Below are 19833 nucleotides of genomic sequence, written 5' to 3'. Positions count from 1 at the left end.
GACTCCCTGACTCCCTGCCCCACCGCGCCCCCAGCATGCCACTCGTACGAGCCGTCCGGTACGGGCCCGGTCGGACCGGATGGAGACGGGGACGGCCCGGGGTCGGCCCGGGTCCGGCCCCGAACCCGGGGCCGTCCGTCCGTTCCCGGAACGGCCGGGCGCACGACGGCGGGCCGCCCCCTGGGGGACGGCCCGCCACCGGTCGGCGCCCGTGCGGGCGCGTCGGGTCAGTCCTTGATCTCGCAGATGACGGCGCCGGAGGTGAGGGCGGCGCCGACTTCGGCGGTGAGGCCCTTGACGGTGCCGGAGCGGTGGGCGTTGAGGGGCTGTTCCATCTTCATGGCCTCCAGGACGACGACCAGGTCGCCTTCCCTGACCTCCTGGCCCTCCTCGACGGCGACCTTGACGATGGTGCCCTGCATGGGGGAGGCGAGGGTGTCGCCGGAGGCGGCGGGGCCGGACTTCTTCACCGCGCGCCGCTTGGGCCTGGCACCGGCGGCGAGGCCGGTGCGGGCCAGGGACATGCCGAGCGAGACGGGCAGGGAGACTTCCAGGCGCTTCCCGCCGACCTCGACGACCACCGTCTCCCGCCCGCTCTCGTCGACGTCCGCGTCCGTGTCGGCCGGGGTGGCCGAGAACGGGGGGATGTCGTTGACGAAGCCGGTCTCGATCCACCGGGTGTGGACCTGGAACGGCGACGAGGTGAACGCCTCGTCGGTGACGACCTTCCGGTGGAACGGGATCGCGGTCGCCATGCCCTCCACCCGGAACTCGTCCAGCGCGCGGGCGGCGCGCTGGAGCGCCTGCTCACGGGTGGCGCCGGTGACGACCAGCTTGGCCAGCAGCGAGTCCCAGGCCGGGCCGATGACGCTGCCCGACTCCACCCCGGCGTCCAGCCGCACGCCCGGACCGGTCGGCGGCGCGAACACCGTCACCGTTCCCGGCGCGGGCAGGAACCCGCGGCCCGGGTCCTCGCCGTTGATACGGAACTCGAAGGAGTGACCGCGCACCGGCGGGTCGTCGTAGCCGAGCTCCTCGCCGTCCGCGATGCGGAACATCTCCCGCACCAGGTCGATGCCCGTGACCTCCTCGGTCACCGGGTGCTCCACCTGGAGGCGGGTGTTGACCTCCAGGAACGAGATCGTCCCGTCCGCCCCCACCAGGAACTCCACCGTCCCCGCGCCGACGTACCCGGCCTCCTTCAGGATGGCCTTCGACGCCGAGTACAGCTGCGCGTTCTGCGCGTCGGACAGGAACGGGGCCGGGGCCTCCTCCACCAGCTTCTGGTGACGGCGCTGCAGCGAGCAGTCCCGCGTCGACACGACCACGACATTGCCGTGCCGGTCCGCCAGACACTGCGTCTCCACGTGCCGGGGCCGGTCCAGGTAGCGCTCGACGAAGCACTCGCCGCGCCCGAACGCCGCCACCGCCTCCCGCACCGCCGACTCGTACAGCTCCGGGACCTCCTCCAGCGTCCGCGCCACCTTCAGCCCGCGGCCACCGCCACCGAACGCGGCCTTGATCGCGATCGGCAGACCGTTCTCCCGCGCGAACTCCACCACCTCGTCCGCACCCGACACCGGGTCGGGGGTGCCCGCGACCAGGGGGGCACCCGCGCGCTGGGCGATGTGCCGGGCCGCGACCTTGTCGCCCAGATCCCGGATCGCCTGCGGCGGCGGACCGATCCACGTCAGCCCCGCGTCGATCACCGCCTGCGCGAACTCCGCGTTCTCCGACAGGAACCCGTACCCCGGATGCACCGCGTCCGCACCGGAATCCCCAGCCGCCTTCAGCACCTTCGCGATGTCGAGGTAACTCGCCGCCGGGGTGTCCCCACCCAGCGCGAACGCCTCGTCCGCGACCCGCACATGCACCGCGTCCCGGTCCGGCTCCGCATAGACCGCCACACTCCCGATCCCCGCGTCCCGGCACGCCCGGGCCACTCGAACCGCGATCTCGCCCCGATTGGCGATGAGCACCTTCCGCACGATGGCTCCCTCCTTGCAGTTTTCGCCGGGGGCCGAACCCCGGCCCACCGAACCGGTACCCATGCCCGGTACCCACGGCTCGTGACGGTCACGTGCGCGCGTGCCGATCTCTTCGCATGACTTCCCCGGAACACGCCGAGTTTAGGGACTGCCGACACGCCCGTACGACCCGTCCTCCCTGGTGAGCTTGCCCACACAGAGCGTGAGAACGGGTCTCGTGCGCAGTGAAATCCCAAGTCACGGACGGTGCGCGGAAATCCTCTTCCGAACCCTAGCCCGGTCGCCCGGTCAGGGTCTCTATGAGAGGGCACTGCGGCGGATCGTGAATCTTTGTGGAATCCCTACGAATGGCCCAACGCCACGGCGGCGCGCCGGGCGCCCCTCGTCCGTTTTCGTCCGGCACCCCTTACGGGCCCGTAAGGGGTGCCGGGAGCGCCTCACGCCCGGGGGGCCGCCCACAGATCGGTGATCCCGACGCCCAGATCGGCCAGCAGCCGGCGCAGCAGCGGCAGCGAGATCCCGATGACGTTGCCGTGGTCGCCGTCGATGCCGTCGACGAACGGGGCCGACCGGCCGTCCAGGGTGAAGGCGCCCGCCACGTGCAGGGGCTCCCCGGAGGCCACGTACGCGGCGATCTCGGCGTCGGTCGGCTCGCCGAAGCGGACCACGGTGGACGCGGTCGCGGAGGCGTACCGGCCGGTGCGGGTGTCGTACACGCAGTGCCCGGTCTGGAGGGTGCCGGCCCGGCCCCGCATCGACTTCCAGCGGGCGGTGGCCTCCTCGGCGTCGGCGGGCTTGCCGAGCGCCCGTCCGTCCAGGTCCAGCACCGAGTCACAGCCGACGACCAGCGCCTGGGAGCGGATCACCTCGGGACGGGCGGCCACCACCGACGCCTTCGCCTCGGCCAGCGCCAGGGCCAGCTCGGCGGGGGTCGGGGCGCTCACGGCGTCCTCGTCGACCCCGCTCACCACCACCTCGGGGTCGAGCCCCGCCTGCCGCAGCAGACCGAGACGGGCGGGGGACTGGGAGGCCAGGACGAGGTGACGGGCTGCGCTCATGGGCCCAGCGTAGATGCAGCCCCCCGGCGCGCCGCGCGGACGGTCCACCGGCCCCGGGGCGGCCCGGCACCGCGCGCGGACGGCGGGCCGGGGCTCACCGCAGCCCGAGCGCCAGCATCGCCAGCACCATGGTGAGCGCCAGCAGCCACCCGGCTCTGCGCAGCATGCCCTGCGTGGCGCGCATCTCTTCGGGCGGTTCGTCGTGGGGGTCGGACCACAGCATGCTCCGATCCTGCCCGGCCGGGCCCGCCGCCCGCCTGAGTACGGATACCTAAACCGGGCTCACCCCGGCCAGTAGGTGCGGGCCCAGGCGGACGGTCCGGGCGCGGGCGTCCGGGCGCGGGCCAGCCGGGCCGGGTCGGACCAGGCGGAACGGGGGCCCGGGCCGCCGAGGGCGGTCACCGGCGCGGCGGCCCGGGCCCGGACCACCGCCAGGGCGGCGGCCAGCTCCTCCGGGGTCGGATCGCCCTTCACTACCTTGATCACTTCGGCTCCTCGTACAAGAGGGGGCGGGGCTAGAGGGGGATGTTGCCGTGCTTCTTCGGGGGCAGGGTCTCCCGCTTGGTGCGCAGCTGGCGCAGGGCCCGCACCAGCTGGCGGCGGGTCTCGGAGGGGGCGATCACCGCGTCGACGTAGCCGCGCTCGGCGGCCGTGTACGGGTTCAGCAGGGTGTCCTCGTACTCCTGGACGAGCCGGGCGCGGACCGCCTCGCGCTCCTCCTCGGGCGCCTCGGCGATGGCCCTGCGGTGCAGGACGTTGACCGCGCCCTGGGCGCCCATCACGGCGATCTGCGCGGTCGGCCAGGCCAGGTTGAGGTCGGCCCCCAGGTGCTTGGAGCCCATCACGTCGTACGCGCCGCCGAACGCCTTGCGGGTGATCACCGTGATCAGCGGGACCGTCGCCTCCGCGTAGGCGTAGATCAGCTTGGCGCCCCGGCGGATGATCCCCTCGTGCTCCTGGCCCACGCCGGGCAGGAACCCCGGCACGTCCACGAAGGTGAGGACGGGCACGTTGAACGCGTCGCAGGTGCGGACGAACCGGGCGGCCTTCTCGGAGGCGTCGATGTCCAGACAGCCCGCGAACCGCATCGGCTGGTTGGCGACCACGCCCACCGGGTGCCCCTCGATCCGGCCGAAGCCGGTGAGGACGTTCGGCGCGAACAGGGCCTGGGTCTCCAGGAACTCCCCGTCGTCGAGGACGTGCTCCACGATCCGGTGCATGTCGTACGGCTGGTTGGCGCTGTCCGGGATCAGCACGTCCAGCTCGCGGTCCCCGTCCGTCAGCCGCAGGTCCGCCTCCTCCGGGAAGGCGGGCGGTTCGCTGAGGTTGTTCGACGGCAGGTACGACAGCAGCGACTTCACGTACTCGACGGCGTCCTTCTCGTCGCCCGCCATGTGGTGCGCGACCCCGGAGACCGCGTTGTGGGTGCGGGCCCCGCCCAGCTCCTCGAAGCCGACGTCCTCGCCGGTCACCGTGCGGATCACGTCCGGGCCGGTGATGAACATGTGCGAGGTCCGGTCGACCATCACCGTGAAGTCGGTGATCGCCGGGGAGTACACCGCGCCGCCCGCGCACGGCCCCAGCACCAGCGAGATCTGCGGGATCACCCCGGAGGCGTGGGTGTTGCGGCGGAAGATCTCCCCGTACATCCCGAGCGCCATCACGCCCTCCTGGATGCGGGCGCCGCCCGAGTCGTTGATGCCGACCACCGGACAGCCGGTGCGCAGCGCGAAGTCCATCACCTTGACGATCTTCTGCCCGTAGACCTCGCCGAGCGCCCCGCCGAACACCGTGAAGTCCTGCGAGAACACCGCCACCGGGCGGCCGTCGACGGTGCCGTACCCGGTGACCACACCGTCCCCGTACGGGCGGTCCCGGTCCAGCCCGAAGGCGGTCGAACGGTGCCGGGCGAACTCGTCCAGCTCCACGAACGAGCCCTCGTCCAGGAGCAGCGCGATCCGTTCGCGGGCCGTCAGCTTCCCCTTGGCGTGCTGCTTCTCCACCGCGCGCGCCGAGCCCGCGTGGGTGGCCTCCTCGACGCGCCGCCGCAGATCGGCGATCTTCCCCGCCGTGGTGTGGACGTCGATCGGGGACTCGGTCGTGCGGGGCTCTTCCGGAGTGGACATCGCGTGCGGCTCTCCCTGCGGGAAGGACCGGTGGCGCCACGGGCCGTCGGCGCGTGGGGACCGCCTCGGCGCGGGGCCGCCGGACGGGTGACCGGGGCTACTGCCCCGTAGCGTAGTGGGGCGGATACCGTTCGGCGGTGCGGTGTTCACCACACCTAGGGTGGGTCGCATGACGCCCCCGGACGCCGAAGCCAACCGCTGGTCCGACCTCGACCGGCCGCCCCTGAACCCGACCGCCCTGCGCCGCGCCCTGGTCCGTCCCGGCGGTCTGTGGACCTCCCTGGACGTGGTCCCCGAGACCGGCTCCACCAACACCGACCTGGCGGCCCGCGCCGACTCCCTCCAGGAGGGAGCCGTCCTGGTCGCGGAGGCGCAGCACGCGGCGCGCGGCAGGCTCGACCGCCGGTGGAGCGCGCCCCCGCGCTCCGGCCTCTTCGTGTCGGTGTTCCTCTCCCCCGGTGACGGGCCGGACGCGGTGCCCCAGGAGCGCTGGGGGTGGCTGCCGCTGCTCGCCGGGGTGGCCGTGGCGACCGCGCTGTCCCGGGCCGCCGGGGTGGACACCGCCCTCAAGTGGCCCAACGACCTCCTGGTGACCGTCGACGGGGAGGAACGCAAGACGGGCGGCCTCCTCGCGGAGCGCGCGGGCCGGGGCGTGGTCCTCGGGATCGGCCTCAACGTCACGCTGCGCGCCGGGGAACTCCCCGTGCCCGGTGCCGGTTCGCTGGCCCTGGCGGGCGCCGTCACCCATGACCGCGACCCCCTGCTGCGGGCCGTGCTGCGCTCCCTGGAGCGGTGGTACGGGGACTGGCGGGCGGCGGGTGGCGACCCGGAGGCGTCCGGGCTCCAGGAGACCTACGCCGCCGGGTGCGCCACCCTCGGCCGCCGGGTGCGCGCCCTGTTGCCGGGCGAGCGGGAGGTGACCGGCGAGGCCGTCGCCCTGGACGGGGACGGACGGCTGGTCATCGCCACCGACGACGGGGGACTCCAGTCCGTGGGGGCGGGCGACATCGTCCATCTGCGCCCGGCGGCCTCCGGCTGAGACGTCCCGGCCGGGACCCCGCGCCGGTGGGTCGGCGGGCGGGCGGCGGAGGGGGTTCGGGTGGTTCCCCGGAACGGACCGTCCGGTCGGGAGTGAGCCACGGCACAGCTGTCGTACTGTGTCTGTTCGGGCGCTCCCTCGGCGCCCTGACCGCCCGGCGGATCGGGCGGCGGAACCGGAAGGCAGCAGGTGTGACCGTCGATGACACGGGTCCGGGAGCGGGGCGGGGCAGCGCCCGTCCCCCGGGCTCCGACGCCCCGGGCGCCGGTTCCGCCGGTCCGGCCCGGCCCGCCGGTTCCCACCCCGGGCCCGCGCCCGACGGCGGTGACGGGAGCGACGGAGGGGACGGCAGTGGTGACGACCCCCTCGCCCTCCGGCTGGAACAGCTGATCCTCGGCGCGGAGCGCCGGTACACCCCCTTCCAGGCGGCCCGCAGCGCCGGGGTCTCGATGGAACTCGCCTCCCGGTTCTGGCGGGCGATGGGCTTCGCCGACATCGGCCAGGCCAAGGCGCTGACCGAGGCCGACGTGCTGGCCCTGCGGCGGCTCGCCGGTCTCGTCGAGGCGGGACTGCTGAGCGAGCCGATGGCCGTCCAGGTGGCGCGGTCCACCGGCCAGACCACCGCCCGGCTCGCGGAGTGGCAGATCGACTCCTTCCTGGAGGGCCTCACCGAGCCCCCCGAGCCGGGGATGACCCGTACCGAGGTCACCTATCCGCTGATGGAACTCCTCCTGCCGGAACTGGAGGAGTTCCTCGTGTACGTGTGGCGCCGTCAGCTGGCCGCCGCCACCGGACGGGTGGTCCAGGCCGCCGACGACGAGGAGATGGTGGACCGCAGACTGGCCGTCGGCTTCGCCGACCTGGTCGGTTTCACCCGGCTCACCCGGCGGATGGAGGAGGAGGAACTCGGCGAGCTGGTCGAGGCGTTCGAGACCACCGCCGCCGATCTGGTGGCCGCGCGCGGCGGACGGCTCATCAAGACCCTCGGCGACGAGGTCCTGTACGCCACCGACGACGCGGGGATCGCCGCCGAGATCGCGCTGCGGCTCATCGAGACCATGGCCCACGACGAGACCATGCCGGAGCTGCGGGTCGGCATCGCCTTCGGCACCGTCACCACCCGGATGGGCGACGTCTTCGGCACCACCGTCAATCTGGCGAGCCGTCTCACCTCGATAGCGCCGAGGGACGCCGTCCTGGTGGACGGGGCGTTCGCCGAGGAGCTGACCCGGACCGGGGACGCCCCCGCCGCCGACGGGACTCCGGCCGGGGAGGACGCCCCGGAACCCCGCTTCGCGCTCCAGCCGATGTGGCAGCGCCCGGTGCGCGGGCTGGGCGTCGTCGAACCCTGGCTGCTGACCCGGCGGACCTGAGCCGCCGCGTCCGGCCCACCGTCGTCCCTGTCCGTCCGTCCGCCTGCCCGTGTGGGCGGGTGGGCGTGTGGGAGCGCGGGCGGGTACGGGGACGGGAACGGGGACGGCCCCGCCCGGTACCGTCCCGGCCGCCGGCCTGGAATGATCCGCTCGGGTAACGACCGTTAACGAGCAGGGAGGTCCGCCGTGGGCGCCGACGTGGACGAGGCCGTGGGGGAACGGCGGTTCGGGGAGTCCGTGGCGGTGCTGCGGCACGGGCCGGTCGCCGAACTGCGGCTGGACCGGCCCGCCGCCATGAACGCCGTCTCCACCGCGCTGGCCCGCTCGCTGACCGCCGCCTGCGAGGCCCTCGGCGCCGACCGGGGGGTGCGCGCGGTGGTCGTCACCTCCACCCATCCCCGGGCCTTCTGCGTCGGCGCCGACCTGCGGGAACGGGCCTCCTTCAGTGATCGGGACCTGCTGCGCCAGCGACCGGTGACCCGGGCCGCGTACACGGCGGTGCTGGACCTCCCGGTGCCCGCCATTGCGGCCGTGCACGGCTTCGCGCTCGGCGGCGGCTTCGAGATCGCCCTCTCCTGCGATCTGATCGTGGCCGACCCCACGGCGGTCGTCGGGCTTCCCGAGGTGTCGGTGGGAGTGATCCCGGGCGGCGGCGGCACCCAGCTGCTGCCGCGCCGGGTCGGTGCCGCCCGCGCCGCCGAACTGGTCTTCACCGCCCGCCGGGTCCCCGCCGTGGAGGCGCGGGAGCTGGGGCTGGTGGACCTGCTGGTGGCGAAGGGCGAGGACCGGACGGAGGCGCTGGCCCTCGCCGCGCGGATCGCCGCCCACTCGCCGGTCGGACTGCGGGCCGCGAAGCGCGCGCTGCGGCTCGGGCAGGGGCTCGACCTGCGGGCCGGGCTGGAGGTGGAGGACGCGGCCTGGCGGACGGTGGCGTTCTCCGCCGACCGGGCGGAGGGCGTGGCCGCGTTCAACGAGAAGCGGACACCGGAGTGGCCCGGGGAGTAGACCCTCCCCGGTGGCCCGGTGGCCCGGTGGCCCGGTGGCCCGGTGGCCCGGTGGCCCGGTGGCCGGGCCGTAGTCGGTCGGTCGGGCCGCCGGGCGGGGCGCGGCGGCGCGGTGTGGTGCGGTGGGGCGGTCGGTCTGCCGGGGCGTCGGGTGGGCGCGTGCGGGGGCGGGGGCGGGGCGCGTCGGACGGGACGGGCGCGGCCGGACACCTCCGCGAACCCCCGGTGAAGCGACCCAATGCCTCAAAATATGCCAAACATCCTTAACCTGGTGTGATGGGTGGTGAGGAAGTGCGGCTACGAGGCGTGGTGGACCTGGCGCAGGGCATGGCGGCGGCCCGCACCCCACGGGACTCCTGGCGGGCCGCGGCGGAGGGCGCCCGCCGGGCCCTCGCGGGGGACTTCGCCGCGCTGTCGGTGTGGGAACGCGATCTGGGCCGGCTGCGGGTCCTCGTCAACGCGGGCGAGCGGACCCCGGACGAGGAGGAGTTCCCGGAGCACGAGGCGTACCCCGTGCACGAGTTCCCCGAGATCACCGAGTTCCTGCACGGCCGCTGGGCCGGCGGCGGCGAGCCGCACGCCTGGGTGGAGACCGCCGACGGGCCGGTGTCGGAGGGCGCGGGCTACCACCACCAGCGGGTCGCCGCGCTGCGCCGCCGGGGCCGGGGCTGCTGCGTCGTCGCCCCGCTCGTCCTGCACGGCCGGGCCTGGGGCGAGCTGTACGTGGCGCGGACGGCGGGCGCCCCGCTCCTCGGGCAGCCGGACGCGGACTTCGCCACCGTGCTGGCGGCCGTGGTCTCGGCGGGCCTCGCGCAGACCGAACGGCTGGAGGAGGCCCGTCGGCTGGCGTTCACCGACTCCCTCACCGGACTCGCCAACCGCCGCGCGGTGGACGCGGGGCTGGACGACGCCCTCGACCGGCACCGGGGCGAGGGGGCGGTGGTCAGCCTGGTGGTGTGCGATCTGAACGGGCTGAAGCGGGTCAACGACACCCAGGGGCACGCGGTCGGGGACCGGCTGCTGGAGCGGTTCGGCTCGGTGCTCTCCCTGTGCGGGGCGATGCTGCCCGGCACCGGCACCCTCGCGGCGCGGCTCGGGGGCGACGAGTTCTGTCTGCTGGCGGTCGGCCCTCCGGCGGACGAGGTGGTGCGGGTCGCCGACGAGTTGTGCCGCCGGGCCGCCGCGCTGGGCCTCGGGGACGGGGTCGCCTGCGGGGTGGCGTCCACCGGTGACCCCATCGGGGAGGTGCGTTCGGCCCGGCGGCTGTTCCGGCTGGCCGACGCGGCCCAGTACCGGGCCAAGGCGGCCCGTTCGCCCGGGCCCGTGGTGGCGGGCCGCGCCGGTCCCGACGACCCGGTCGTCCGGCTCGCCGACGCCACCGCCCCGCCGCCCGGGGAACCGGCCCCACCGGTCGGCGAGCGCCGCCGCTTCCGGCGCTGGCGGGAGCGGTAGGCGCGGACGGGCCCCGGGGCGGCGGGCCCGTCAGCGCAGGGCGACCAGCACGCTGTCGTCCCCGCACTGCCAGACTGTGGTGACGGTGGAGAACCCCGCCGCCAGCAGCAGTTCGGCCTGCTCGCCGGTGGTCAGGTCGAGCGGCGGGGCGAACGCCCGCCGGGAGATGGGCCGCCGTTCACGGGCCCGGGCCAGGTCCGCGAGTTCCGGCGCGGCGAGGAACGCCTTCCACCAGGAGTCCCAGTCCTCGCGGTCGGCCTTGCCCTCCCGCGCGGCCCGGGCGTCCCGCACCCGGCGGGCCAGCGACCGCGCCGCCGCCGACCCCTCGGGGGCCCGGTTGTTGGCGTCCACGAAGATCCCGCCCGGCCGGATCCTTTCCGCCAGCACCCCGTACAGGGCCACCAGGTCGTCCCGTTCCAGCCAGTGCAGGGCGGTGGAGGAGACGGCGGCGTGCCAGGGGTCGCCGGGGGCGACCCGGTCCGCCCAGCCGGGCGTGTCGATGTCGTCGAGGACCAGCCGGGCCCCGGTCCCGGCGACGGCCTCCTCCCCGAGGCCCAGCATCATCGGGTCGGCGTCGACGCCCACCACCTCGGCCTCCGGCAGGGCTCCGGCCAGCCGGACCGTCAGCGATCCGGTCCCGCATCCCAGGTCGACGATCCGGGGGCGTCCGGGGGAGTCCCCCTCCAACGACCACCGGGCCACGTCGAGGATGACCCGGAACCGCTCCTCGCGGTCGGGGCTGTACCGCTCCTGCTGTTCGTCCCACCGTCGCAGCCATGCGCGCGCCGTCTCGCCGAGCATCGTGGTCCCTTCCCGTTCGTCGTGCGCCGGGGAACCGGCGCGTCGATCAGGTGGTGCCGGTGCGTCCGGCGCCGTTCTCCGAGGTGACGGGGCCGGCCACCACCGCACCCTCCCCACGCGGCACCCCCGGCACACCCCGGCGCGCCGCCACGGCCGGAACGCGTACCCCGGCGCCGACGGTTTCCGGGCGGGTGACGGGGGTCACGTCCGGACGGCGATGAGGTACCGTCCCGGCGGCGGTCCACCCTCCGACGGGCCGCCCCCGGGCGCCCGCCGCCCACCCCGCGCGAAAGGCAGGACCACCGTGACCGCACCCGCCAAGGGCCCCGCGAGCTACTTCCCGTCCATCGAACGGACGTACGGGCGTCCCGTCGCCGAGTGGCTGGAACTGATCCGCTCCTCTCCGCTGACCGGGCACATGGAGCTGGTCGGCTGGCTCAAGACCGAGCACGGGCTGGGCCACGGCCACGCCAACGCGCTCGTCGCGTACGTCCGCGCCGGGTCCGACGGCGCCTGACCGTCCCGCCCCGGTCCGGGTCCGGCACCGCCCGGAACCGGTGCGGGAACGGCCCGGACGGCCTCGTGACAAGCTTCAATTCACTGCGTACGCTCCTGAATATGGATATGCACACCGTGGTGCTGGGGGCGTCCGGGACCACCGCGGCGGATGTGCTCGCCGTGGCCCGGGACGACGCCCGTGTCCAGCTGTCCGAGGAGGCCGTACGGGCGCTCGCCGCCGCCCGCCGCACCGTCGAGGCGCTCGCCGCCCGGCCCGAGCCGGTGTACGGGGTCTCCACCGGGTTCGGCGCCCTGGCGACCCGTCACATCGGCCCCCATCTGCGCGCCCGGCTCCAGCGCAACATCGTCCGCTCGCACGCCGCCGGACTCGGCCCCCGGGTCGAACGGGAGGTCGTCCGGGCGCTGATGTTCCTCCGGCTGAAGACCCTGTGCTCCGGGTACACCGGCGTCCGCCCCGAGGTGGCCCTGGCCCTGGCCGGTCTGCTGAACGCGGGCGTCACCCCCGTCGTCCACGAACACGGCTCGCTCGGCTGCTCCGGCGACCTCGCCCCGCTGAGCCACTGCGCGCTGGTCCTGATGGGCGAGGGGGAGGCGGAGGGCCCCGACGGGACGGTCCGGCCCGCCGCCGAACTCCTCGCCGCGCACGGACTGGAGCCCGTCGAACTGCGCGAGAAGGAGGGGCTCGCCCTCCTCAACGGCACCGACGGGATGCTCGGGATGCTGTTCATGGCGCTCGCGGACCTCGACCGCCTCTACACCGGCGCCGACATCACCGCCGCGCTCACCCTGGAGGCCCTGCTCGGCAGCGCCGCCGTGCTCGCCCCCGAACTGCACGCCATCCGCCCCCACCCCGGCCAGGCCGCCTCGGCCGCCAACATGCGGGCCGTGCTGGAGGGTTCGGAGCTCACCGGGCACCACCAGGACGAGGCGCCCCGGGTCCAGGACGCCTACTCGGTGCGCTGCGCGCCCCAGGTCGCGGGCGCCGGACGGGACACCCTGACGCACGCCCGGCTGGTCGCGGAGCGGGAACTCGCCGCCGCTGTCGACAACCCGGTGGTGCTGCCCGACGGCCGGGTCGAGTCCAACGGCAACTTCCACGGCGCGCCGGTCGGTTACGTCCTCGACTTCCTCGCGGTCGCCGCCGCCGATCTGGCCTCCATCGCGGAGCGCCGCACCGACCGGCTGCTCGACCGCGCCCGTTCGCACGGGCTGCCCGCGTTCCTCGCCGAGGACCCCGGGGTGGACTCCGGGCTGATGATCGCCCAGTACACCCAGGCCGCGCTGGTCGCCGAGCTGAAGCGGCTGGCGGTCCCGGCCTCGGCCGACTCGATCCCGTCCTCCGCGATGCAGGAGGACCACGTCTCGATGGGCTGGTCCGCCGCCCGCAAGCTCCGCACCGCCGTCGCCCACCTCACCCGGGTGCTCGCCGTCGAGCTGTACGCGGCCACCCGGGCGCTGGAACTGCGCGCCGGGCTGACCCCGGCGCCCGCCTCCCGGGCGGTGATCGACGCGGCCCGGGCGGCCGGGGTCGGCGGCCCCGGGCCGGACCGGTTCCTCGCCCCCGACCTGGCCGCCGCCGACGCCTTCGTCCGCGACGGAGGGCTGGTCGCCGCCGCCGAGTCGGTGACGGGCCCGCTGGCCTGACGGACCGTTCCCCGGACGGGGCTCCCGTCCGGGGTGCGCGTCGCCCCTCCGCCGGGGCGGAGCGGCCGGGGCCGGACGGTGCGTTCCGGCCCGGCGCGCGGCACCGGGCCCGGCGGACGCGCGGGCGTTCACGGGGGCGTGGCGACGGCTCGACGAGCCCGCAGACGACGGGCTCGGAGCTGACGGCCCGGGGAACCGGCGGCCTGGAGCTGACGGCCCGGGGAGTCGGCGGCCCGGAGGTGACGGCCCGGGGGAACCGGCGGCCCGGAGGTGACGGGTTCGGAGCTGACGGCCCGGACACGACGCCCCGGACGCGACGGCCCGGCCCTGAGCGTGTGCGGCGCCGGGAGGCGTCAGCGGGTGCCGGGGCCCGCGCGGGGCGCCCAGCGGGGCTCAGCGCTCCGCGTACTCCGCGCGGCCACGCCGGATCGAGTAGGCGACGAAGCCCGCGCCCACGCAGAGGAAGGCCGCGCCGCCGTAGACGTAGGGCGTGGTGTCGAAGTCGCTGCCGGTGTCCGCCAGACGGGCGCCGTCGTCGGTGGCCCCCGAGGGCACCGCGCCGACGCTCACCGGGGCGAGCGGAACGCTCTCGGAGACGGTGACGGTGTGGGTGCCCGACCGGGGCGCGGCGAGCGCGTCGACGCTGGTCGCGTTGGCGGAGGGGACGAACCACAGGGCACCGAGGAGGGTTCCGGCGGCGGCTGCGGTCAGCAACGAGCGGCGGGCGGCGGACACGGAAAATCGATCCCCTTGTGACGCTGGCGAATTGGCCGGGTGAACCGATGCTAGTGAACGTCGCGGGTCGCGGGAAAGTCGCGGCCCCCGCGGCCGTACGCTCCGCACCATGACCATCTCCGAAACATCCCGTGACACCCGTTATGTGCGCCTGCGCGCCGATCTGCTGCTGGAGGTGCGCGACGGCGAGGCGCTGACCGGCGGCGCGCTGCGGCGGATCGCCCGCGACGACCACGCCGACCCCGTGGAGCGGGCCCAGTCCGAACTGGCTGTGAGGCAGGACACAGCCGAGGCGCTCGCCTATCTCGTCGATCCGTTCGACCTGGTCAGGGAGGTGCCCGGGGTCGATCTGGCCCGTGCCTCCTGGAGCAGCGAGGCGTTCGCGGGGGCCCGGGGGCAGGAGGACGCGTACCTCGCGGACGACGAGGACGACCCCGATGGACCCGACTGGTTCGGCGCCGACGATGATGAGGGGAGTGAGGGCGCGGGCGGCGGCCTCCGGAGCTAGGTCACGCCGTCACCCCCCGTCCGCCCTTCCGGGCGTCGGCGGCGGGGTGACGGCGGTACCGGACGCGGGTGTTCCGACGCGTCCGTCCCCTCCCGGGGCGCGGACGCGGACGGACGGGGTCCCGGCGGGCGTCGTCGCCGCCGGGGCCCCGCGCGTTTTCCGGGGAGCCGCCCCGGGGCGTGCGGCCCCCCTCGTGCCACGTGTCGCGGGTCCGGGGGGACACCCTCCGGCCGGTGCGTGCCGTTGGGCGTGGTGCGTCCCACACCTGTGCCGGTGCTGGAACCAGACGACGCGGTCAGCGCGTTGTACCGGCGGCAGGGCAGCCGTGTGTGCGGGGAAGTCGGAAACGATGGAGAGGCGTGTGATGACGGAGAAAAGGCGGCGCAGGGGACTCATGGCCGCGGCCGCGCTGCTGAGCGGGGCGATGGTGCTCTCCGCGTGCAGCGACGGGGGTTCGGGCGGCGACGGCGCGGGCGGGGGCCCGGGCGCCTCCGGCAAGCCGCAGGAACAGGTGGACAAGGCCGCCGCCGAGAAGACCTCCGAGGCCAGGATCTCCATCTCGCCGAAGGACGGCTCGGACGGCGCCAGCATCAACAACGCCGCCAAGGTCTCGGTGGCCGACGGTACCCTCACCAAGGTCACCATGACGACCAAGGCGGGCCAGCCCGTCGCGGGCCGGATATCGGCGGACAAGAAGAGCTGGAAGCCCGACGCGCAGCTGGAGCGGGCCACCGGCTACAAGGTCGCCGTCACGGCCACCGACAAGGACGGCCGGGCGGCCCACGAGAACGCCTCGTTCACCACGGTCTCCCCGGCGAACAGCTTCATCGGCACCTTCACCCCGGAGGACGGTTCGACGGTCGGCGTCGGCATGCCCGTCTCGCTGAACTTCGACAAGCCGATCACCGACCGGAAGGCCGTCCAGGAGGCGGTCACGGTCACCTCCAGCAGCGGTGAGGAGGTCGTCGGCCACTGGTTCAACCCCAAGCGGCTCGACTTCCGCCCGGAGAAGTACTGGACGGAGAACTCCCAGGTCACCCTGAAGCTCGCGCTCGACGGGGTGGAGGGCGCCGACGGGGTCTACGGCGTCCAGCAGAAGACGGTCTCGTTCAAGGTCGGCCGCAACCAGGTCTCCGTGGTGGACGCCAAGACCAAGCAGATGAAGGTCACCCGGGACGGCAAGGTCGTGCGGACCATCCCCATCTCCGCCGGGGCGCCCACCACCAAGACGTACGAGGGCCAGATGGTGATCTCCGAGAAGTTCAAGGAGACCCGGATGAACGGCGCGACCGTCGGCTTCACCGACGACGACGGCAAGGGCGAGTACGACATCAAGGACGTCCCGCACGCCATGCGGCTGTCCACCTCCGGCACCTTCATCCACGGCAACTACTGGGGCGCCAAGTCCATCTTCGGCAGCGCCAACACCAGCCACGGCTGCGTCGGCCTCTCCGACACCAAGGGCGCGAAGGACTCCAGCACCCCCGGCGCCTGGTTCTTCGACAACTCGCTCCTCGGTGACGTGGTGGTCGTCAAGAACACCGGTGACACCACCATCAAGCCCGACAACGGCCTCAACGGCTGGAACATGGACTGGGCCCAGTGGAAGGCCGGTTCCGCGGTCTGACCCACGGCACGTCCCACGGGGCCGTCGCACCCCCTCCGCCGGGGGGTGCGACGGCCCCGTCGCGTACCCGGCCCTCCCCCGGAATCCGTCCGGGACCCGCCGAACGGCCGTTCCCCCCGGCCGGGTCGGGGCCGTCCCGGCCCGGGCATACTGATCCGCCACCGAAGGAACCCGTACGCGCGTGCGGGTGTCTTCCGTGCGGGCGGACTGCCGTCCGTCCGGTCATGGATCTCCAGGGGGAGACAAGTGAACCGACGAGAGAAGAGAGCGCGGGCGGTCCCGGTCGCCACGGCCGCGGCCGTGGTCCTGACCCTCACGGCGGGGCTGACCACCCCGGCCGCGGCCGGTCCGCACACCGACGACGGAACCACCACACCGACCGCCACCACCCAGGCCGCCACCGGCTCGGCCACCGCCGCTGCCACTGCCACTGCCACTGCCATTGACGCGGCCAGCGCCACTGCCACCGCCATCGACGCGGCCAGTGCCACCGCCACGGCCGCCGACGCGGCCAGCGGCTCCGACGCGGCCACCGGCTCCGGCAGGGCCACCGCCCGGGGCGGGGACGGGACCCCGGCCACCCGGCGCGTCACCCTCGTCACCGGGGACCGGGTCGTCGTCGGCGCCGACGGCCGGGTGAAGCGCTTCGAACCCGCCGAGGGCCGCGCCCGGATACCCGTGTCCACCAGGACCACCGGCGGCCGGACGACCGTCGTCCCGGCCGACGCCCAGCCACTGCTGGCCGACGGCACCCTCGACCGGCGGCTGTTCGACCTCGACGCGCTCGTCGAGGCCGCCGACGCCGCCGACCGCGCGGACCGCCTCCAGGTGATCGTCGGCTACCGGGGCGCCGCCCGGCAGGCCCGCGCCGAGGTCCGCGCGGCGGACGGCACCGCCCTGCGGCGCTCCCTGCGCACGGCCAACGCCGACGCGCTCACCGCCCCGGACGGCGACCCGGGCCTGTGGAACGCCCTCACCGACGGACGGGACACCGGACGGAGCGCCGCCGCCGGGATCGCCCGGGTCTGGCTCGACGGCGTCCGCCGGACCAGCCTGGACCGCAGCACCGCGCAGATCGGCGCCCCCGGGGCCTGGTCCACCGGGCTCACCGGCAAGGGCGTCACGGTCGCCGTCCTCGACACCGGGGTGCACGCCACCCACCCCGACCTCAAGGACCGGCTCGTCGCCGAGAAGAACTTCTCCACCTCCCCGGTGGTCGCCGACCGCAACGGCCACGGCACCCATGTCGCGTCCACCGCGGTGGGCACCGGCGGACGACCGGTGTCCGGCCGGGTCTTCAAGGGCGTCGCCCCCGGCGCCGACCTGCTCAGCGGCAAGGTCCTCGACGACCGGGGCCAGGGCACCGACTCCGGCATCCTGGCCGGGATCGACTGGGCCGTCGAACAGGGCGCCGACGTCGTCAACCTCAGCCTCGGCGGCGGGGACACCCCCGGGACCGACCCGCTCGAAGCCCAGATCGACCGGCTGAGCGAGGAGCGGAACGTCCTCTTCGTCGTCGCGGCGGGCAACGGCGGGACCAGCGGGGTCGACTCCCCGGGCAGCGCCCGGGCCGCCCTCACCGTCGGCGCCGTGGACCGCCAGGACCGGATCGCCGATTTCTCCGGCGTCAACAAGGTGCCCGACGCGGTCAAGCCGGACGTCACCGCGCCCGGCGTCGGCATCGTCGCCGCGGCCGTGCCCGGCGCCGCCGGACAGCAGCCCACCGGGTACGTCGGCAACAGCGGCACGTCGATGGCCACACCCCATGTCGCGGGACTCGCCGCGCTGCTGAGGGAACGTCACCCCGACTGGACCGCGGCCCGGATCAAGGCCGTCGTGACGGCGTCCGCCGAGGGCACCGCCCACTCCCCGTTCGAGCAGGGCGCCGGACGGGTCCGCGCCGACCGGGCCGTCACCCAGACGGTGATCACCGAACCGGGTTCCCTCGCCTTCCCCCCGGCCGCCTGGCCGCACACCGACGACGCCTCCGCCACCCGGCGGATCACCTACCGCAACCTCGGCGGCCAGGACGTCACCCTCGACCTCGCCCTGGCCACCCGCGACCCGCGCGGACGGACCGCCCCCGCCGGGTTCTTCGCGCTGGACGCCCGCCAGGTGACCGTCCCCGCGAACGGCACCGCCTCCGTCCGGCTCACCGCCGACACCCGGCCCGGCGGGACCGTTCACGGGGTGTACGGCGCGTACGTCACCGCCACCGGCGGCGGACAGACCGTGCGCACCGCCGCCGCCGTGGAACGCGAGGCCGAGGCGTACGACGTCACCGTCAGGACCATCGGCCGACCGGGCTCCCCGGCGCCCCTGCACTACGGCACCTTCGAGGAGGTCGGCGGCTCCGACGGGGAGTCCCGCACCGTCGAATTCCAGAACCCGACCGGCACCACCACCGTTCGGCTGCCCAAGGGCCGCTACAGCCTGCGGAACCTCCTGATCACCCAGAGCGGACCCGGCGCGGGCACGGACGTGATCGTCCAGCCGCAGCTCGACCTCGACCGGACGACCACCCTCACCGTCGACGCCCGTACGGCCAAGCCGGTGGACATCACGGTGCCCGACCGGGGTGCCAAGCAGTTCTCCGCGGGACTGAGCGTGGCCTTCGGTGACTCCGGGGCGCCGGGCACCGAACTGGACTGGCTCCTCGGCTGGGGCTGGGAGGACTTCCGCACCGCCCACATGGGCCCCGCGGCCACCGCCTACCCGGTGCGCCACCAGTGGGACACCTGGTGGGAGAAGGGCGCGCGCACCCGGTACGCGGCCGTGGACGTCGGCGAGCCCGGGACCCGGTTCGCCACCGGCCGCACCAAGCGGTACCGCGCCGGTGACTTCTCCACGGTGAAGGTGGCCGTGGGCTCCCCGGTCCCCGGCAAGCAGGCGCATCTCCTCACCGAGCACTCCTCCCCGGAGACGCTCTCCGACATCGCCGTCGGCGAGGACCTCAAGCCGCCGACCACCCGCACCTTCCTGCTCTCCACCCCGCACCGCCTCCGCTGGACCTTCCAGGTGGGCCAGTTCGAGAAGCGGGACGAGGACGGCTTCCCCATCGAGGAGGCGACCCAGAGCCTCGGCGAGCCCCAGCGGTTCGTGGGCGGACGGGTCTACTCCAAGAAGTTCAACGTCGGGGTCTTCGGCCCCCGGCTCCGGGGCACGGAGGGCATCCAGCGCTACCAGGACCGGATCTACACCGAGGTCCCGCTCTTCGCCGACGGACCGGGCCACCGGGGCTACTCCCGGCTGACCTCGGCCCGGACCACCCTGTACCGGGGCTCCACCAAGGTCGCCGAGACCCCGGACTCGCTGGAGAGCGCCACCCTGAAGGTGCCGTCCGGGCCCGCCGCCGACTACCGGCTCACCTCCTCGGCGGTCCGCTCCGGCCGGGTCTCGGGCGTCTCCACCCGGATCGACACGTCCTTCACCTTCCGTGGCGGACGCTCCTCCGACCTGGTCGAGCTGCCGTTCTCCACGGCCCGCTTCGGCGCCAGGCTCGGCCCGGACAGCACCGCGCCCGCCGGACGCGTCCAGTCCGTCCCGGTCACCGTGCAGGGCGCGGCGGCGGGCCGTCAGCTGAAGTCGCTGAAGGTGTCCGCCTCGTACGACCAGGGCCGGACCTGGAAGAAGCTGACCGTGCGCGGGGGCGAGGTGTCCGTGCGCAACCCGGCGGCGGGCAAGGGCGTCGCGCTGCGCGCCGTGATCACCGACCGCGCGGGCAACACGTCCACCCTCACCATCCGGAACGCGTACCTCGGCAAGTAGGACGACCCGCACGCCCCCTCCCCACCCCGGGGAGGGGGCGTGCCCATGTTCCGTCCTGGGCAGATGTCCTATCGTTCGAGTTCGTTCAATTTCGTTTCAGTTCGTTTTGGGGCTGTTCGGGGTCATCGGGGGCATGGGGCTCGTCGGGGGGGCGTCGAGAGTCGCTGAGGGAGCCGTACCGGCTTCGCACC

Annotated in this window: 16 protein-coding genes; 9 read left to right on the top strand and 7 right to left on the bottom strand. The window is 74.6% G+C overall.

Features of this window, described 5'->3' with window-relative positions; translation table 11 throughout:
- Positions 1–227: 227 nt before the first annotated feature.
- The 5 genes from ACVWNX_RS11870 to ACVWNX_RS11850 all read right to left on the bottom strand — a co-directional run bounded on the left by ACVWNX_RS11870 (position 228) and on the right by ACVWNX_RS11850 (position 5172).
- Entirely contained in the window at positions 228–1988 is a 1761-nt protein-coding gene (locus ACVWNX_RS11870; protein WP_454413879.1) for an acetyl/propionyl/methylcrotonyl-CoA carboxylase subunit alpha, read from the bottom strand.
- A 437-nt stretch (positions 1989–2425) separates the two neighbouring features.
- Complete coding sequence (locus ACVWNX_RS11865) at positions 2426–3046, bottom strand: Maf family protein (protein WP_454413878.1); 621 nt, start codon at positions 3044–3046, stop codon at positions 2426–2428.
- A 94-nt stretch (positions 3047–3140) separates the two neighbouring features.
- On the bottom strand, positions 3141–3269 hold the full coding sequence (mmpB, locus tag ACVWNX_RS11860) for a morphogenic membrane protein MmpB (RefSeq protein WP_454413877.1): 129 nt from the start codon (positions 3267–3269) through the stop codon (positions 3141–3143).
- A gap of 59 nt (positions 3270–3328) precedes the next feature.
- The gene (locus ACVWNX_RS11855) at positions 3329–3532 is read right to left on the bottom strand and encodes an acyl-CoA carboxylase subunit epsilon (protein ID WP_454413876.1); all 204 of its coding nucleotides are present in this window, start codon (positions 3530–3532) and stop codon (positions 3329–3331) included.
- A gap of 29 nt (positions 3533–3561) precedes the next feature.
- Positions 3562–5172 carry an acyl-CoA carboxylase subunit beta gene (locus ACVWNX_RS11850; protein WP_454413875.1) on the bottom strand — a complete coding sequence of 537 codons (1611 nt, stop codon included), beginning with the start codon at positions 5170–5172 and terminating at the stop codon, positions 3562–3564.
- A gap of 169 nt (positions 5173–5341) precedes the next feature.
- Here ACVWNX_RS11850 and ACVWNX_RS11845 point away from each other — a divergent pair, with 169 nt between their 5' ends.
- The 4 genes from ACVWNX_RS11845 (at position 5342) to ACVWNX_RS11830 (ending at position 10040) form a co-directional block, all read left to right on the top strand.
- Positions 5342–6211, top strand: coding sequence for a biotin--[acetyl-CoA-carboxylase] ligase (locus tag ACVWNX_RS11845; RefSeq protein ID WP_454413874.1), 870 nt, complete (start codon positions 5342–5344; stop codon positions 6209–6211).
- A 191-nt stretch (positions 6212–6402) separates the two neighbouring features.
- Entirely contained in the window at positions 6403–7584 is a 1182-nt protein-coding gene (locus ACVWNX_RS11840; protein WP_454413873.1) for an adenylate/guanylate cyclase domain-containing protein, read from the top strand.
- 210 nt (positions 7585–7794) lie between these two features.
- A complete protein-coding gene (locus ACVWNX_RS11835; protein ID WP_454414723.1) occupies positions 7795–8589 on the top strand; it encodes an enoyl-CoA hydratase/isomerase family protein in 795 nt (264 codons plus the stop codon).
- 275 nt (positions 8590–8864) lie between these two features.
- Positions 8865–10040, top strand: coding sequence for a GGDEF domain-containing protein (locus ACVWNX_RS11830; protein ID WP_454413872.1), 1176 nt, complete (start codon positions 8865–8867; stop codon positions 10038–10040).
- A gap of 30 nt (positions 10041–10070) precedes the next feature.
- On the opposite strand, the gene ACVWNX_RS11825 is transcribed toward ACVWNX_RS11830, so the two are convergent.
- Positions 10071–10841: a class I SAM-dependent methyltransferase gene (locus tag ACVWNX_RS11825; protein ID WP_454413871.1), complete on the bottom strand. Its 771-nt coding sequence runs from the start codon at positions 10839–10841 to the stop codon at positions 10071–10073.
- Positions 10842–11145: 304 nt separating this feature from the next.
- Between ACVWNX_RS11825 and ACVWNX_RS11820 the strand changes: the two genes are divergently transcribed.
- Positions 11146–11358, top strand: coding sequence for a DUF4287 domain-containing protein (locus ACVWNX_RS11820; RefSeq protein ID WP_454413870.1), 213 nt, complete (start codon positions 11146–11148; stop codon positions 11356–11358).
- A gap of 107 nt (positions 11359–11465) precedes the next feature.
- Positions 11466–13004 carry a histidine ammonia-lyase gene (hutH, locus tag ACVWNX_RS11815; protein WP_454414722.1) on the top strand — a complete coding sequence of 513 codons (1539 nt, stop codon included), beginning with the start codon at positions 11466–11468 and terminating at the stop codon, positions 13002–13004.
- Between the two features lie 393 nt (positions 13005–13397).
- Here the strand turns inward: hutH and ACVWNX_RS11810 are convergent, their stop codons facing one another.
- Positions 13398–13739 carry a hypothetical protein gene (locus ACVWNX_RS11810; RefSeq protein ID WP_454413869.1) on the bottom strand — a complete coding sequence of 114 codons (342 nt, stop codon included), beginning with the start codon at positions 13737–13739 and terminating at the stop codon, positions 13398–13400.
- Between the two features lie 109 nt (positions 13740–13848).
- Here ACVWNX_RS11810 and ACVWNX_RS11805 point away from each other — a divergent pair, with 109 nt between their 5' ends.
- The 3 genes from ACVWNX_RS11805 (at position 13849) to ACVWNX_RS11795 (ending at position 19642) form a co-directional block, all read left to right on the top strand.
- A complete protein-coding gene (locus tag ACVWNX_RS11805; RefSeq protein WP_454413867.1) occupies positions 13849–14247 on the top strand; it encodes a hypothetical protein in 399 nt (132 codons plus the stop codon).
- A 349-nt stretch (positions 14248–14596) separates the two neighbouring features.
- Positions 14597–15874, top strand: coding sequence for a L,D-transpeptidase (locus tag ACVWNX_RS11800; protein ID WP_454413866.1), 1278 nt, complete (start codon positions 14597–14599; stop codon positions 15872–15874).
- A gap of 246 nt (positions 15875–16120) precedes the next feature.
- Positions 16121–19642 carry a S8 family peptidase gene (locus ACVWNX_RS11795; RefSeq protein WP_454413865.1) on the top strand — a complete coding sequence of 1174 codons (3522 nt, stop codon included), beginning with the start codon at positions 16121–16123 and terminating at the stop codon, positions 19640–19642.
- The last annotated feature ends 191 nt before the right edge of the window (positions 19643–19833 follow it).

This window comes from Streptomyces sp. JNUCC 64, assembly GCF_054484115.1.
Note: the sequence above shows the minus strand (reverse complement) of the source record. Positions and strands in the feature narration are given on the sequence as shown.

Coding starts and splice junctions, on each gene's coding strand:
- hutH (WP_454414722.1), top strand. CDS start 11,466: ATGCACACCGTGGTGCTGGGGGCGTCCGGGACCACCGCGGCGGATGTG.
- ACVWNX_RS11845 (WP_454413874.1), top strand. CDS start 5,342: ATGACGCCCCCGGACGCCGAAGCCAACCGCTGGTCCGACCTCGACCGG.
- ACVWNX_RS11805 (WP_454413867.1), top strand. CDS start 13,849: ATGACCATCTCCGAAACATCCCGTGACACCCGTTATGTGCGCCTGCGC.
- ACVWNX_RS11830 (WP_454413872.1), top strand. CDS start 8,865: ATGGGTGGTGAGGAAGTGCGGCTACGAGGCGTGGTGGACCTGGCGCAG.
- mmpB (WP_454413877.1), bottom strand. CDS start 3,269: ATGCTGTGGTCCGACCCCCACGACGAACCGCCCGAAGAGATGCGCGCC.
- ACVWNX_RS11800 (WP_454413866.1), top strand. CDS start 14,597: ATGGAGAGGCGTGTGATGACGGAGAAAAGGCGGCGCAGGGGACTCATG.
- ACVWNX_RS11850 (WP_454413875.1), bottom strand. CDS start 5,172: ATGTCCACTCCGGAAGAGCCCCGCACGACCGAGTCCCCGATCGACGTC.
- ACVWNX_RS11825 (WP_454413871.1), bottom strand. CDS start 10,841: ATGCTCGGCGAGACGGCGCGCGCATGGCTGCGACGGTGGGACGAACAG.
- ACVWNX_RS11865 (WP_454413878.1), bottom strand. CDS start 3,046: ATGAGCGCAGCCCGTCACCTCGTCCTGGCCTCCCAGTCCCCCGCCCGT.